The sequence below is a fragment of the Paraburkholderia sp. GAS38 genome, from assembly GCF_050434965.1.
Lineage (GTDB): Bacteria > Pseudomonadota > Gammaproteobacteria > Burkholderiales > Burkholderiaceae > Paraburkholderia > Paraburkholderia phenazinium_A.
Window position 1 is genome coordinate 105343 of sequence record NZ_JBNDJO010000008.1, and the last position, 14058, is coordinate 119400.

Below are 14058 nucleotides of genomic sequence, written 5' to 3' on the forward strand. Positions count from 1 at the left end.
GCCACGCATCCAGCTCGCCTCGTTTTAGCTTGCGGGGGCTCAGTCAAGCATAACACGCGCTCCGCTTACAAAATCGGCTTGCCCATTGGCCGGCGACAAACGCGCGTCATTTGATCAGCGCACCGCGCTCGCTGAGCAGTTGGCGCAGAACGCTGCGATGGCAACGGCTTTCGTCTTCGCAATAGCAGCCGACCGAGAAATCCGTACCCTGCGACAAGGCGGCGAGCAGATCCAGCACCTTGCTGGTGTCGCTCTCGTTCATCTCGGCGCGGAAGCTGCGCGCGAACCGGTCCCACTCCGCCTGGCTGACGGCTTGTTTGGCTTGCGTCACCAACTGCGCGCTCGGCGAGAGGTTGGGCAGCCAGACATCGTAGTAATCGCGCGTGCCGAACTCCGCCTTCGGCACGCCGCGCGGCGGCCGCCGCACTGTGCCGATGCGCAGCCCCTCTCCTTCTGCTCGCTTCGTTCCAAGCTGCACGATGCGAATGGCCATGTCTTTCTCCTCAGTTAGGTTTGGCCGCGAGTGCGATGCTCGCGACGTGTTGCGTCTTGCCTGGCGCCGTCAATGGCATCGATGCGCACGGCTTATTCCGCGGGACGGGATGTCGTGGAGAACACGAGGCAATCCCTTGCCTCGTCGCCAAACGCGGGAAGCACCAGCCACTTCTTCAAGGTACCTTCGCACTGCAAGCCGAGTTTTTCCAGCACGCGTCTTGAGCCGATGTTCTCGGGATCGCACACCGTCCAGATGCGTTGCGTGGCAGGGTTGCGCCACAGCGCGGACAACGCCGCCAACCCCGCCTCGGCGACCAGTCCTTGCCCCCAGAAGCGCTCGGCGACGCCATAGTGAATTTCGGTCTTGTGGCCGTGCGGGATAACAAGAAAAATGCCGATCGCCTCACCGGCCGCGCGTGTGCTGATCACCCATGCGAAGGGGGCGTCGTCGTCCAGATCCCAGGCGGTGTCACACCACTTCTTCAACATGGCCTGCGTGCGCGTGGCGTCGGGATCGGCGCGGCGCTGCAGGAAGCGCGAGCAGGTCTCGCTGCCCGTGTAGTTCTCGAACAGCACCGCGGCATCGCCTTTTTTAGCGCGGCGCAGATGCAGGCGTTCGGTCAACAGTTCGATTCGATGTCCCATCGAAACTCCGTTCGTTCAGTATGTGACGGGGGCCCACCACGTAGCGCTTGTGCAAGGTCAGGTCAGGTTGAGTCCACCGTCGGAGAGCAGTATCTCGCCCGTGAGGTAGTCCGAGGCCACCAGCAGCGCCACCGCCTGAGCAATGTCTTCTGGGCTCGCCGCGCGGCGCATCGGCGAGCGTTCGCGCCAAAGCGTCTGGGCCTGGGTCCACTCGGCGGTCAGCGGCGTATCGACGAGGCCTGGCGCGACCGCGTTGACGCGGATATCCGGCGCCAGCGATAGCGCGAGCAAGCGGGTGACATGATTCAATGCCGCCTTGCTGGCGGCGTAGGGAATCGACGCGCCCTTGGGACGCACGCCGGCATGCGAGCTGACGTTGACGACGCAACCAGGGCGGCCGCGTCGTGCGGCCTCGCGCAGTGCAGGCGCCGCTTGCGCGACCAGATGGAACGGCGCGACGACGTTCAGCTCATGCAGTTCGTGCCACACCTCGGACGTGGCCGCGCCGAGGTCCGCATGCGGGATCACGCGGCTGATGCCGGCATTGTTGACCAGTACATCGAGCCGTCCCCATGCGGCGACGGCTTGCTGGATCAGCGCCACGCGCTCGGCATCGTGCGCGAGGTCGGCTTGCACATAGGTGGCGCAGGCCAGTTCGGCGGCCAGCGCCTCGCCGGCTTCCACCGAACTGCGCGAATGCACGACCACTGCGAAGCCTTCGTGCGAAAGCCGTCGCGCAATCGCTGCGCCAATGCCGCTGGTCGAACCCGTGACGAGGGCGACAGGTAAGGAATCGATCATGAAGGCGGATCAAGTAGACAGTGGGACCGCTAGAATAAAGCCTACTCAAACCGCGAGAAAGAGAAATGCTCAACGGCAAGCGCATTGCCATGGTGGCTGCGATGGCAAGGAACCGGGTGATCGGCGCGTCCAACGATATCCCGTGGAAAGCGCCTGGCGAGCAGCGGCGCTTTCGCGAACTCACGGAAGGACATCTGGTGGTGATGGGCCGGCGCACGTATGAGTCGATCGGTCGGCCACTGCCCAACCGCGACGTGCTGGTGATCGGCACGCAGGCGGTCGCCGCCGAGCGTGTCGCTACATGCCGCTCGCTGGAGGAAGCGATCCAGCTCATCACGGACGATGCGCGCGAGGCAATTTTTATCGCAGGCGGCGAACAGATCTACCGGCTGTTCTTGCCCTATGCGGACACGATCTACTTGACCGAGGTTGACGTGGAACCGGCGGGCGACGCCGTGTTTCCAGAACTGCCGGTGGACTTCGAATGCATCGAACGGACCGAGGTTAGCGGCCAGCCGGCTTACACCTTCCTGACCTATGTGCGGAGCGCGAGTTCCAGTTCGCGCCCGCAACGCATTCACCCTTGAGCCAAAGCGAATCGCTCAAACGTGGTGCCCCACCTCGCCCCCCGGCCCCACCGCCGGCCCCGCGACCGTATCGGGTGCGTTCTCCAGCGCCGTGTCGTGATGCAGCAGCAACACCGCGGCGACACCCACCAGCCCGGCCCCGGAGAGACACAGCAGGCCGGCGCCGAAACCGCCGGTACTATCCTTGATCCAGCCCATCGCGTAGGGGCCGAAGAACCCGGCCAGATTGCCGAGCGAATTCACCACCGCAATGCCGCACGCGGCCGCCGCGCCGGACAGGAACGCCGCCGGCAAGGTCCAGATAATCGGCAGACAGCCGAAGATACCGAAGCCCGCAATCGACAGCGCCGCCATCTTCAACACAGGGTTATCCAACCCGGCCGCCGCGCCGATCCCACCTGCTGCGACCAGCAGCGCAATCGCCACATGCCACTTGCGTTCGAGCTTGCGATCCGAATGCCGCCCCCAGATCACCATGCTGATCACGCCCACGACATAGGGCAGTGAAGTCACGAAACCGGTCTGCAGATTGGTGAGGCCAAAGGCCTTGACGATCTGCGGCAAGAAAAAACTCAACCCGTAGTTGGTTGCGTTCGCACCAAAATAGATCAGTGCGATAGCCAGCACGCGCGGATTGAACAAGGCCTCGCGCACGCTGAAGTTGCGCACAGCTTCACGCTTGGCACGCTCCTGGGCGAGCCGGCCCACGAGCCATTCGCGCTCGTCGGTCTTCAGCCAGGTGGCGTGGGCGGGCTGGTCGGTGAGATAGAACAGCACCGCGATCGACAACAACAATGCAGGCGCTGCCTCGAGCAGATAGACCCACTGCCAACCCGCCATGCCGCCCAGTCCGTTCAAACCGAGCAAGGCGCCGGAGACCGGTGCGCCGATCACCGTGGAAAGCGGAATGGCGGCCATGAAATAGCCGACCACGCGAGCGCGATACATGGCGGGAAACCAGAGCGTCAGCAGGAAGATGATGCCTGGGAAAAACCCGGCCTCGGCGATGCCCAGCAGCACCCGCAAAGTGTAGAACACATGGGCGGCCGACATGCCGGTGTATCTGGCGATGTCGGGAATGAACGCCATCGCGCCGGCGAGCAGTCCCCACGTGAACATGATCCGGGCAATCCAGCGCCGCGCGCCGAATTTTTCCAGCAGCAGATTGGACGGCACCTCGAAGAAAAAATACGCAATGAAAAATATCCCGGCGCCGAAGCCGAATGCGCTCGCGGAAAGCCCAAGATCCTTGTTCATTTGCAACGCGGCAAAACCCACGTTGACGCGGTCCAGATACGCTACGAAATAACAGACAACCAGGAACGGGACGAGCCGGGTCGTCACACGCGCCAGAGTACGGGTCTCAATCTCCATGAACGCTCCCCTTAACGAGAAACCCTAAGCGGGCCAATGTGGGTCATCGATGCATGAGCGGCGATTCGCTCAGGTAGCCACAGAGTAGTCGTCCGAACGCCGGCGGCAAAGCGTTTTCTGTGTACGGTGCATTCATCGCAAGCCGCGCTGCCGTACCCTACTTGCGAGCCGTGCGTAGAAACCCCAATGACGCGCCATGCTCGTTATCCGATCAGACTCAGCCGTACCGTTCGCGCCAGTTCGTCGAGCTGGAACGGCTTGCGCAGAATGCTGCAACGCCGCACCGCGAGACGTGAAATATCGACGTCGGCGTAACCTGTCGCGAGGATGACCGGCAGGTCATCTCGCACCTCGCGCGCCGCGGCAATCACGTCGATGCCGTTCATGCCCGGCATCGCGAAGTCGACCATCAAAAGATCGGGCCGGTCACCCACGAGCCGTCCCAGACCCGTCTTGCCGTCGTGCGCTTCGGTCACCACGTAGCCGAGCATCTTGAGCGAGTCGACCAGCATGCCGCGTACTTCGTTGTCGTCCTCGACGACCAGAATCCGCTTGATGCCTTCGACCTTCTGCTCAACCGCCGAAACCGATTCGGACTCCGATGCGACAGGTTCGCGCATCGGCAACCACAGGCGCACCGTGGTGCCGTGCCCCTCTTCGCTTTCGACGCGCGCCGTGCCGCCTGCCTGGCGCGCGATGCCGTACACCTGACTCAAGCCGAGGCCGGTGCCCTTGCCGATCGGCTTGGTGGTGAAGAACGGATCGAACACGCGCGAGATCACGTCGGCGGGAATGCCCGAACCGGTATCGCTGAATTCGGCCACCACGTATTGACCGTCGGCGAGCGTGGGATCCGGCGCCATGCGCCGGCTGACGTGAACCGTGAGCGTGCCGCCGCCGGGCATCGCGTCGCGCGCATTGATGGCGAGATTGAGAACGGCAAGCTCGAGCTGGTTGGCGTCCGCCTCGGTCCACAGCGCTTCGGCGTCGAAGTTCGTGATGAACTGGATGGTCGAGCCGAGCGAGACGGTGATGATGTCGCGCATGCCCTGCAGCAGCGCCACCACGTCCACCGCTTTCAGATCGAAGTTGCTGGTGCGCGAGAAGGTCAGCAACTGGCCGGTCAGTTTCGCGCCCCGCTCCGTGGCGCGCTTGGCGGTGGCGGCCATGGTGCGCACGCGGTCGTCGTCGCTGACGCGCGCAATCAGCTCCGCGTTGACCATGATGACGTTGAGCAGGTTATTGAAGTCGTGCGCAATGCCGCCGGTCAACTGGCCGAGCGCCTCCATCTTTTGCGACTGCACCAGCACCGCCTGAACCTTGGCCCGCTCGTGAATCTCTTTCATCAGGCGGTCATTGGCGGAAGCGAGTTCATGCGTGCGCTCGGCGATCCGGCTTTCGAGCGAATCGTTCAGTTGCACGAGCGCCTCCTGGGCCTCGATGCGTTGCGCGAGATGCTGGCGCGAGACGTCCAGATGTTGCCGCGAATCGTACTGGCGGATGCGCGCGCGCAGCGACGACATCACAGCGCGGCGCAGCGTTTCGGAACTGAGCGGCCGTTCGAGCACGACGACGTTGCCGAGCCGCTCGAGTACCTCGAGGCTGCTTGCCGAACGCCGCGCGGCGCGCTCGCCCGCCAGCAGGATGATCGGGAAATCGGACCACGCGGGCTGGGCATCGAGCCAGCCGAACAACGGTGCGGCCAGATCGGCCGCCAGCGCCTCTTCCGTGATCAGCGCGGCGCCTGCCCCGTTGTTGAGCTCCGCGGTCAAGGCGTGCGTATCGGCGCAGCGCTCGCAATCGCGGCCGTCCTTGTTGAGCACTTCGGCAATCACGTCGGCATCGCGGCCGAACGGCGCGAGGACCAGAATGCGGCGCTCCATGGATCGATTAGCCTGCACGGGCAATCACACCCTCCGCAGGAGAGAGCATCGCGGTCCTGCCCCTGTACGACGGCAAACCGGTTAGCACACCTTCGAAGTCGCGCAAGGCTTCGCCCACTTCCACGCCGTCGTTGCCGAGGCGGAACTGGCGAATCGAGCGCTCGTGGGCGATTGCCCGGCTCTTGACGGTGGCAATCGCGGTCAGCACTTCGCCGTCGTGCTCGAAGTAGCGGAACAGCACCACGACATCGCTCAGGTAACTGATGTCAATATCGTTCTGCACTTCGCCGATGATGCCGTGCTGACCGAGCACCAGCATCGTGATGGCGCCCTGCTGGTTCAGATAGCCCAGCAGTTCGTGCATTTGCAGCAGCAGATAGCGTTCGCCGGGCATCGCCTGCAGGTAGGCGTTCAAGCTGTCGATGGCGACATACTTCATGCCGCGCTTCTCGACCGCATTCCGGACGTCGCTGGCGAACTCGCCCGGCGACATTTCCGCCGGATCGATCTGCCGCACCGTTAGCAGTCCTGCTTCAATATGCGGCGTCAGATCCATGCCGAGATTCACCGAGCGCAGCAACAGCGTATTGAGCGTCTCGTCGAACAGGTAGTAGATGCAGCGCTCGCCGCGCCTGAGCGCAGCCAGGAGGCACGACACCACCGTGGTGGTCTTGCCGACGCCCGAAGGTCCGATCATCAGCGCGCTGGTGCCCGGAATCAGCCCGCCGCCGAGGAGCGCATCGAGGCGCGCCGTACCCGTGCTGCGCGGCTGCGAATCGAACTCCGCATGATGTTCGGCCGCCACCAGACGCGGATAGACGTGAATGCCGCCGGTATCCAGGGTGAAGTCGTGAAAGCCTTCGCGAAACTTGATCCCGCGCATCTTGGCGATGCGCATGCGGCGCCGGTTGCCACCGTAATCGTGGGCAAGGCTGTCGAGGCTGATCACCCCGTGCGCAATGCTATGCAGTTGCAGGTCGCCCGGTTCCGACGAGTTGTCGTCGAGCAGCAGCACGGTGCATTCGCGCGTCGCCAGGTAGCGCTTCAAGGCGAGAATCTGCCGCCGATAGCGCAGCGGATTCTGCGAGAGCAGCCGCAATTCGGACAGACTGTCGAGGACGATGCGCACCGGCTTGAGTTCGTCGACCTGCTGGATCACAACCCGCACGGTCTCGCCGAGTTCGACTTCGGCGGGCTGCAAAACGGTTTGCTCGTAGCGCGGATCGAGGCCCTCGTCCGACAGCAGTTCGACGATCGTGAACTTGCTGACGTCCCAGCCGTGGCTCGCCGCCACCGAAATCAATTCAGCCTTGGTTTCGGAGAGCGTGATGTACAGGCCCGCCTGTCCTTCGGCAGCCCCCCTCAGTAAAAACTGCAAGGCCAAGGTCGTTTTGCCCGTGCCTGGCGCACCCTCGACGAGGTACATGCGGTGCGGCGTCAAACCGCCGCCCAGTATGTCGTCGATCCCATCAATCCCCGAGGAAAGGCGCTCCGCACGCTGCTTCGCTATGTTGTCTACCATGATGTGGCGTCACGATCTGACGTAAATAGTGGAAATGGTCCGGCCGCGACGAGTCAAAATTTCCACTCGCCTACCCGGCCAGCGTCACTCTTCGAGCAAATTGCGGGCCAAGCCGGTTCATGGGCATGCGCGGCAGCTCGCCTTCGCTTGCGTCGAAAAGCCCGAACTCGGTCTTGCAAATCGCGCCTGTCCGCTAGCGGTTTTATTCAGGATTGACGACATCGGCGATTGGGCTTTCAATCCGTTTGCGTGGCAACGTATGTTCGTACTCGCCTTCGCGGTGGCCAAACGCTTCGTGTCGACGCAGCCACTGCCCGGCACGTTTAAACCCAATCTCCCGGTGGACCGTGTGATCGATTTCCTCGCCATTCTCTGCGTCGCGGCCTGGCTGATGCGCGCCGCCATGCAAGGCGCCAGGTGCGGATGACTACGAGGGCGGCAAGAGGCGTGACACTAGCGCGCCGCGCAGCATGGCGGCGCGCGCGCGTGAGCCTCGCGCTGCTCGGCCCGACGCTGCTATTCGCGCCCCCGGCAGCCATGGCGCTGTCGATGGAGGCCGCGCCGCTCGCCGCGCAATGCGCGCCGCTGGCCGGCGCGATGCTGCCCGCCCGGCTCATCGCCTTGCCAACCCGCGGCGTGCATATCGACAGCGCGACGATGATTCCCGCCACCGCCAGCGGCAACCAGAGCGGCGAGTTTTGCCGCATCACCGGCAGCATCAAGGCCGTCGAAACCAGCACGCCCGATATCCACTTCGACCTGAACCTGCCGGTGCGCTGGAACGGCCGGGCGCTGCAACTGGGTGGCGGCGGCTATGACGGTGTAGTGGTGAGCGGCCTCGGCGTGATGCCGTTCTCGCCGGTCCACGCACCGCTCGCCGAGGGCTATGCGACCTTCGGCGACGACTCCGGCCATACCGGCAACTCCGCGTTCGCCGAGTTCGGTCTCGTCAACGAGGCGGTGATCAATTTCGGCTACGCGCATCTGAAGAAGACCCACGACGCCGTGCTTGCCTTGATCGAGCGCGTGTACGGGCGGCCACCGGAGAAGATGTACTTCGCCGGCGGCTCGACCGGTGGCCGCGAAGGCTACACGGTGATACAGCGCTTTGCTGACGACTACGACGGCGTGATCGCGAACTCGCCCGCGCTCAACTTCTCGGGCGTGCGTCTGCTTGGCGTCGCGCTCGGCCACGCCGAGTACGGCGTGCCGGGCGGCTACGTGCCGCCCGCGTTGCTCGAGCGGGTCTATCAACGCACGCTGGAAATGTGCGACAAGCTGGACGGCGTGGCCGACGGCATCGTCAGCGACGTGGAAGGCTGCCGCCGGCACGAGCAGGAGATCATCGATTCGCTGCGCTGCCCGGCGGACGCGGCAACCGCGCCGTTGGCCAATGACGACGCGTGCCTCACGGAGCCGCAGATCGCGACGCTGCTGGTCCTGCGCGACGGCCTCGCGCTACCCTACCCGCTCGCATGGAACGCGAACCGCTACACCGGCTACAACGTGCTGGAGGGCACGCGCCTGACCGGTGTGCTCGGCCTTGCGCACGATCCGGTGCGGCTGCCGTCGCCGACCTTCCGGGCGAACGGCTACCTGTTCACCCAGGGCGACAGCTACCTGCGCTACTTCATCACTCAGGACGCGACGTTCAATTCCATCAACTTCGACCTGCTGCATCCGGGCCACTACCAGCGGCAACTGTTCGCGCTGTCGCAGACGATCGGCGCGCTGGACACCAACCTCGCCCGCTACATCGCGCGCGGCGGCAAGCTGATTACGCTGCAGGGACTCGCAGACGAAGTCATCAGCCCCAATCAGACCATTGCGTACCACGACGCGTTGATCGCGCGGTACGGCAGCGACAAGGTCGATTCGTTCATGCGGCTCTACATGGTGCCGGGCTATCAGCACGGCAATGGCGTATTCATTCCCTCAGTCGACCTGCTGAGCGCACTCGACAACTGGGTCACGCACGGCGTGTCGCCCGAGACGCTGACCGCGACCGATATCGCCGCGCCGACGAACGGACGCACGCGACCGTTATGCAGGTATCCGATGTTTCCGCGCTATCTCGGCAAGGGCAACGTCAACCATGCGAGCAGTTTTACCTGCGTGGAACCGTAGCCTGCCGTCGCTCGCTTACCCTTACCCGCTGCGCCTTGACTTCATTGAATTTGGGCGTACCGTAAACAGAACCACCGCACGTTTTGCCGAGCCGGGACTCGCAAGGAAAGACCATGGGCAATCGCTATGACCGCTCACGCCTGTCGCGTTCGTTCACTTACAAAGGCATTCAGTACCATCCCGGCATGCTCGTCGTTCTAGCCGCCCAGGTCGTCTGCCTCGCCGCCTTCTCGTTCGCCGCCAATCTTCTGACTCATGACAAATGGCTGTCCGTGATGCTCGGCTTCAGCCTGCTGTTCGGACTGATTCTGTCACTGGGGTTTTTCGGCACCTGGAGTCAGTTCCGCGACGATATCGACCTATGGACGTTTCTCAACACCAATCCGGTGGAGTCGGCCGTGGCGATTGCCACGGCCGGCGAAGTCATCGCCATCATGATGGTGGCCCCGGTCACCTGAGGCCTTTAACTGCGCGACGGCAGGAGGGCACGCACCGACGGCGTGCATGCGGGTGTGGTCAGTTGAACTGGTGGCTTATGGAATCAGCCACAGCGCCGCACCGTAAATGACCAGCGACACCGCAAAGGTCACGGCCGTGTAGCCCATCACGCGCTGGATGCGAATGCCCGCAATCGCCACCACCGGCACCGCCCAGAACGGCTGCAGCATGTTCGAGACGTTTTCGGCCATCGCCACACCCATGGCGGTGCGCGGCACGGACGCATGCAGGCTCAGCGCCGCCGGCAACACGAACGGCCCCTGCACCGCCCAGTGGCCGCCGGCGCTCGGAATCAGCAAGGTGATGATGAGCGAACTCAGATAGCTCAGCACCGGCAGCGTCACCGGCGTGGCGATTGCCACGAAGGTCTTGGCGATCGTCGATGCCAGCCCGGTCCCCGTCATGATGCCCATGATGCCGCCGTACACCGGATACTGCAGCAGCATCGAACCGGTCTGCCGCGCGGCACGGCGAATCGCATCCGCGTAGGCGATCGGCGTGCGCTGCAGCGCGAGGCCCACCAGCAGGAAGATCAGGATCGTGGTGTTGATGTCCAGCTCGAAACCCTTCGCAGACCAGGTCATCGCAAGATAGCCGATGCCCAGCGCGAGCAGGATCAGCGTGCCCAGCATCGAGCGCTCGGCACGGGCCGCGAACGAGCTCGGCAATGCGCCGCGGGCATGCGGGTCGGCGTCGGCGTTGGACGCGGCGTTGGCATTCGCGCCCGCCTTTGCGTCGCTCCCCGCTTCCGGCGCCGCTTCGCTGAACGCCACGACGTGTTCGGGCTTCGGATGCATGCGGATGAAGATCGCGGTCATCACGACCACCACCAGCACGGTCGGGATGAAGACGAACGGCGCGAACACGGTCTGGCTCAACGGAATCACCTGGCCGGTGGCCTTCTCCACCAGGTTCAGGGCATTGCCGTGCGAGGCCTGGGACAGTGCGATGGAGCTCGACAGGCCACTATTGCAGACCGACCAGGCCGAATAGCTACCCGCGACGAGCCACGCAAAATCCACCTTCACGCGCCTGGCGATTTCACGCGACAGCAGCGCCCCCACGATCAGGCCGAGCCCCCAGTTGAGCCATGCAGCTACCGCGACGATCGGAAACACCAGCAGCGCGGCCCGCGCCGGCGTATGCACGCCCGCGGCCATCGCCCGCAGGCCACGCTGCACGAGCGGTGCTTCGGCGATCGCGTAGCCGGTGGCGAGAATCAGGATCATCTGCAGCGCGAAGCCGAGGATGTTGAAGGTGCCGCCGTACCAGGAAGCGAGGATCACCGGCAACGTGGCGTGCGGCGCAAACGCGAAGGCCAGCAGGATGACCACCAGAGTCAGGCCGATCGACAGGACGAACGGGTCCGGCATAACCTGCTCGAACACGTAGACGAGACCCGCAACGACGCCGCGCCGGCGCTCACTGGGGTGGGGATGGGGGTGGGCTGAACCGGTTTCGTTGTTGTCCATGATGTCTCTTCCTCTGGCCGCGTCCCGTCGGGCGGCATGTCTCACGAGCCGCGCCTCAGACGCGCGCTGAGGGTCGGCAAATGCAGCATACGCGCACGCCGGTGCGCTGTATTCGCGGCACGAACCCTACCTGATTTCCGGATTTGCTGCAGTGGCGCCGGCATAGCGGACAGACGCATGCGAAGCGCGAGCGAAGACCTGCCCGGGCGGGCAAACGCGAGCGAGTTTGTCTGGAGAATGGATGCTGCGAGGAAGGGGAAAAGACTGAGGGCAGCCCATGGCTGCCCTCGTGGCGATGCTTAGAACGCGGTCCCGATCTGGAACTGGAACTTCTGGTACTGGTCGCCGGCGTGCTTGACGAGCGGGAAGCCCAGACTGAGCTTGAGCGGCCCGATCGGCGAGATCCACGCGAGACCCGCACCGTACGCGTAACGCAGACCGTTCGCACCCACGCTGTTGCCTTCCGTACCCCAGACGTTACCGCCGTCGAAGAACGTGAAGACGCGCAGCGTGCGGTCGTAGCCGGTGCCCGGCAGCGGGAACGTCAGTTCGATGTTACCCACCAGCATCTTCGAACCGCCGATCGGATCGCCCGTCGACGCGTCGCGCGGACCCAGCGAGCTCGGCTCATAGCCACGCACCGAACCGATACCGCCTGCGTAGTAGTTCTTGAAAATCGGGTACGGCTTGCCGTCGAGGCCGTTACCGTAACCGCCCTGGAAGTTCAGGCCCAGCACGAAGCCGCGCGCGAACGAGTAGTAATACTGCGCCTGCAGGTCCGCCTTATAGTAAGGCGTACTGCCGATCGGCGAACCCCATTCGGCGTTCGCTTGCGTGAAGTAACCGCGGCTCGGTACCAGCGCGCTATCGCGATTGTCGCGCGACCAGCCTACCGTCAGCGGGACGTTGTTCGACACGCGGCCGAAGTCGTTCACGTAGTCGATATAGCTTTGCGGCGTGGTCGAGTCGACGTCGAGGCGGTTCTGCTCGAAGCCGAGGCCGAAGTACACCATGTCCGATTCGGAGAACGGAATGCCGAACTTCATATCCGCGCCGGCGGTAATGATCCGGAAGCTGGTGTCGGTCGTGTTCGAGTAGTACAGCGGCTCGCTGGTGCGGTAGTAGACGTCGGTAATGCGCTTGATGCCGTCCACCGTGAAGTACGGGTCGACCTGCGTCACCGTCAGCGTACGGAACGTGGTTGCCGTGTTGACGTTGACCGCGAGACTCGTACCCGAGCCGAACACGTTGTCCTGCGAAACGCCCGCCGAAATGATCGGGCCTTCGCCGGAACCGTAGCCCAGACCCAGCGTGACCGAACCGGTCGGCTTTTCCGTGACCTTGACGTCCACGTCCACCTGGTCAGCCGTGCCTTCCACCGGCACCGTCGTCACGTCGACGTCGGTGAAGTAGCCGAGACGGTTGATGCGGTCTTTCGACAGCGCGAGGCGGCTCGAGTCGAACCACGAGCTTTCGAGCTGGCGCATTTCGCGGCGCACCACTTCGTCGCGCGTGCGGGTGTTGCCGACGATGTTGATCCGGCGCACGTAGACGCGGCGGCTCGGATCCACTTGCAGCGTCAGGTCGACCGTGTGATGTTGCTGGTCGATCTGCGGCTGCGCGTTCACCGTGGCGAATGCGTAACCGTACTCGCCGAGCTTGTCGACCACTGCCTTGGTGGCGGCCTTCAGCTTGGCGGCCGAGAAGCGGTCGCCTGGTTTGATCTTGATGAGCTTCTGCAGCTCGGCTTCGCGATCCAGCAGGTTGCCCGCCAGATGGATGCCCGTAATCGTGTAAGGCTCGCCCTCATGCAGGGTGAGCGTCAGGTACATGTCCTTCTTGTCCGGCGACAGCGAAACCTGAGTCGAATCGATGTTGAACTCGAGGTAGCCGCGATCCAGATAGTACGAGCGGATGTTCTCGAGGTCGGTGGTGAGCTTGTCTTTCGAGTACAGGTCGTTCTTCGTGTACCACGAGAACCAGTTCGGCGTGGACTGCTGCATTTCATCGCGCAGCGTGCTGTCGCTGAACACCTTGTTGCCGATGAAGTTGACCTGGCGGATCTTCGCGCTCGGTCCTTCGATCACCGAGAACAGCAGGCCGACGCGGTCGCGGTCGATCGGCGTGATCGTGGTCGTGACTTCGGCGGCGTAGTAGCCGTGCGTCAGGTACTGACGCTTCAGCTCCTGCTGCGCGCGGTCGACCAGCGACTTGTCGTAGTAACGGCCAAGCGAGAGCCCGACCGAGTTCAACGCCTTGGTCAGGTTGTCCTTGTCGAATTCGTGGAGACCCGAGAAGTCGATCGTGCCGATCGCCGGGCGTTCCTGCACCTGCACGATGACGACGTCGCCTTCGGTCGAGATCTTGACGTCGTTGAAGAAGCCGGTCGCGTACAGCGCACGGATCGCTTCAGAAGCCTTGTCGTCGGTGAAGGTGTCGCCCTGCTTGATGGGCAGATACGAGAAAACGGTGTTCGGTTCGACGCGTTGCAAGCCTTCGAGCCGAATGTCGCGAACCACAAATGAGTCGGTGGCAAAAGCCGAGACTGCGGTGACGCTCAGGCCGATAAATGTCAGCGCCCTAGCGCTGCGGGCCGATAGTGTTTGAACCTTCATGCAGGATAAGCGACAAGATTTCAATGCAACATGGGAACC

The 14058-nt window shown here is 63.7% G+C and carries 12 protein-coding genes; 4 read left to right on the plus strand and 8 right to left on the minus strand.

Features of this window, described 5'->3' with window-relative positions; genetic code table 11:
• Window positions 1–106: 106 nt before the first annotated feature.
• The 3 genes from P3T42_RS20010 to P3T42_RS20020 all read right to left on the minus strand — a co-directional run bounded on the left by P3T42_RS20010 (window position 107) and on the right by P3T42_RS20020 (window position 1941).
• The gene (locus P3T42_RS20010; protein WP_429307021.1) at window positions 107–493 is read right to left on the minus strand and encodes a DUF488 domain-containing protein; all 387 of its coding nucleotides are present in this window, start codon (window positions 491–493) and stop codon (window positions 107–109) included.
• A gap of 92 nt (window positions 494–585) precedes the next feature.
• On the minus strand, window positions 586–1119 hold the full coding sequence (locus tag P3T42_RS20015) for a GNAT family N-acetyltransferase (RefSeq protein ID WP_429307022.1): 534 nt from the start codon (window positions 1117–1119) through the stop codon (window positions 586–588).
• A 78-nt stretch (window positions 1120–1197) separates the two neighbouring features.
• The gene (locus P3T42_RS20020; protein WP_429307023.1) at window positions 1198–1941 is read right to left on the minus strand and encodes an SDR family NAD(P)-dependent oxidoreductase; all 744 of its coding nucleotides are present in this window, start codon (window positions 1939–1941) and stop codon (window positions 1198–1200) included.
• 65 nt (window positions 1942–2006) lie between these two features.
• Between P3T42_RS20020 and P3T42_RS20025 the strand changes: the two genes are divergently transcribed.
• Entirely contained in the window at window positions 2007–2528 is a 522-nt protein-coding gene (locus P3T42_RS20025; RefSeq protein WP_429307024.1) for a dihydrofolate reductase, read from the plus strand.
• 15 nt (window positions 2529–2543) lie between these two features.
• Here P3T42_RS20025 and P3T42_RS20030 read toward each other — a convergent pair whose 3' ends face one another.
• From P3T42_RS20030 to P3T42_RS20040, 3 genes are all read right to left on the minus strand, one after another.
• Window positions 2544–3902 (minus strand): MFS transporter, encoded by a 1359-nt coding sequence (locus P3T42_RS20030; RefSeq protein WP_429307025.1) that lies wholly within the window; start codon window positions 3900–3902, stop codon window positions 2544–2546.
• A 203-nt stretch (window positions 3903–4105) separates the two neighbouring features.
• A complete protein-coding gene (locus tag P3T42_RS20035) occupies window positions 4106–5785 on the minus strand; it encodes an ATP-binding protein (protein ID WP_429307026.1) in 1680 nt (559 codons plus the stop codon).
• A gap of 7 nt (window positions 5786–5792) precedes the next feature.
• Window positions 5793–7307, minus strand: coding sequence for an ATPase domain-containing protein (locus P3T42_RS20040; protein ID WP_074301939.1), 1515 nt, complete (start codon window positions 7305–7307; stop codon window positions 5793–5795).
• Window positions 7308–7335: 28 nt separating this feature from the next.
• On the opposite strand from P3T42_RS20040, the gene P3T42_RS20045 reads away from it, so the two are divergent.
• The 3 genes from P3T42_RS20045 (at window position 7336) to P3T42_RS20055 (ending at window position 9892) form a co-directional block, all read left to right on the plus strand.
• On the plus strand, window positions 7336–7734 hold the full coding sequence (locus P3T42_RS20045; protein WP_429307027.1) for a hypothetical protein: 399 nt from the start codon (window positions 7336–7338) through the stop codon (window positions 7732–7734).
• Complete coding sequence (locus P3T42_RS20050; protein WP_083640785.1) at window positions 7731–9434, plus strand: tannase/feruloyl esterase family alpha/beta hydrolase; 1704 nt, start codon at window positions 7731–7733, stop codon at window positions 9432–9434. Before P3T42_RS20045 ends, P3T42_RS20050 begins: the two co-directional genes overlap by 4 nt.
• Before the next feature lie 113 nt (window positions 9435–9547).
• Entirely contained in the window at window positions 9548–9892 is a 345-nt protein-coding gene (locus tag P3T42_RS20055; RefSeq protein ID WP_083640786.1) for a hypothetical protein, read from the plus strand.
• Between the two features lie 75 nt (window positions 9893–9967).
• Here the strand turns inward: P3T42_RS20055 and P3T42_RS20060 are convergent, their stop codons facing one another.
• Window positions 9968–11404, minus strand: coding sequence for a TIGR00366 family protein (locus P3T42_RS20060; protein ID WP_074301941.1), 1437 nt, complete (start codon window positions 11402–11404; stop codon window positions 9968–9970).
• Window positions 11405–11703: 299 nt separating this feature from the next.
• A complete protein-coding gene (gene bamA / locus P3T42_RS20065) occupies window positions 11704–14019 on the minus strand; it encodes an outer membrane protein assembly factor BamA (RefSeq protein WP_083640788.1) in 2316 nt (771 codons plus the stop codon).
• Window positions 14020–14058 lie beyond the last annotated feature (39 nt).

Bases quoted from the DNA above. Each gene is read 5' to 3' on its own strand.
- P3T42_RS20010 (WP_429307021.1), bottom strand. From the start codon at position 493: ATGGCCATTCGCATCGTGCAGCTTGGAACGAAGCGAGCAGAAGGAGAG.
- P3T42_RS20020 (WP_429307023.1), bottom strand. From the start codon at position 1,941: ATGATCGATTCCTTACCTGTCGCCCTCGTCACGGGTTCGACCAGCGGC.
- P3T42_RS20025 (WP_429307024.1), top strand. From the start codon at position 2,007: ATGCTCAACGGCAAGCGCATTGCCATGGTGGCTGCGATGGCAAGGAAC.
- P3T42_RS20030 (WP_429307025.1), bottom strand. From the start codon at position 3,902: ATGGAGATTGAGACCCGTACTCTGGCGCGTGTGACGACCCGGCTCGTC.
- P3T42_RS20035 (WP_429307026.1), bottom strand. From the start codon at position 5,785: ATGGAGCGCCGCATTCTGGTCCTCGCGCCGTTCGGCCGCGATGCCGAC.
- P3T42_RS20040 (WP_074301939.1), bottom strand. From the start codon at position 7,307: ATGGTAGACAACATAGCGAAGCAGCGTGCGGAGCGCCTTTCCTCGGGG.
- P3T42_RS20050 (WP_083640785.1), top strand. From the start codon at position 7,731: ATGACTACGAGGGCGGCAAGAGGCGTGACACTAGCGCGCCGCGCAGCA.
- P3T42_RS20055 (WP_083640786.1), top strand. From the start codon at position 9,548: ATGGGCAATCGCTATGACCGCTCACGCCTGTCGCGTTCGTTCACTTAC.
- P3T42_RS20060 (WP_074301941.1), bottom strand. From the start codon at position 11,404: ATGGACAACAACGAAACCGGTTCAGCCCACCCCCATCCCCACCCCAGT.
- bamA (WP_083640788.1), bottom strand. From the start codon at position 14,019: ATGAAGGTTCAAACACTATCGGCCCGCAGCGCTAGGGCGCTGACATTT.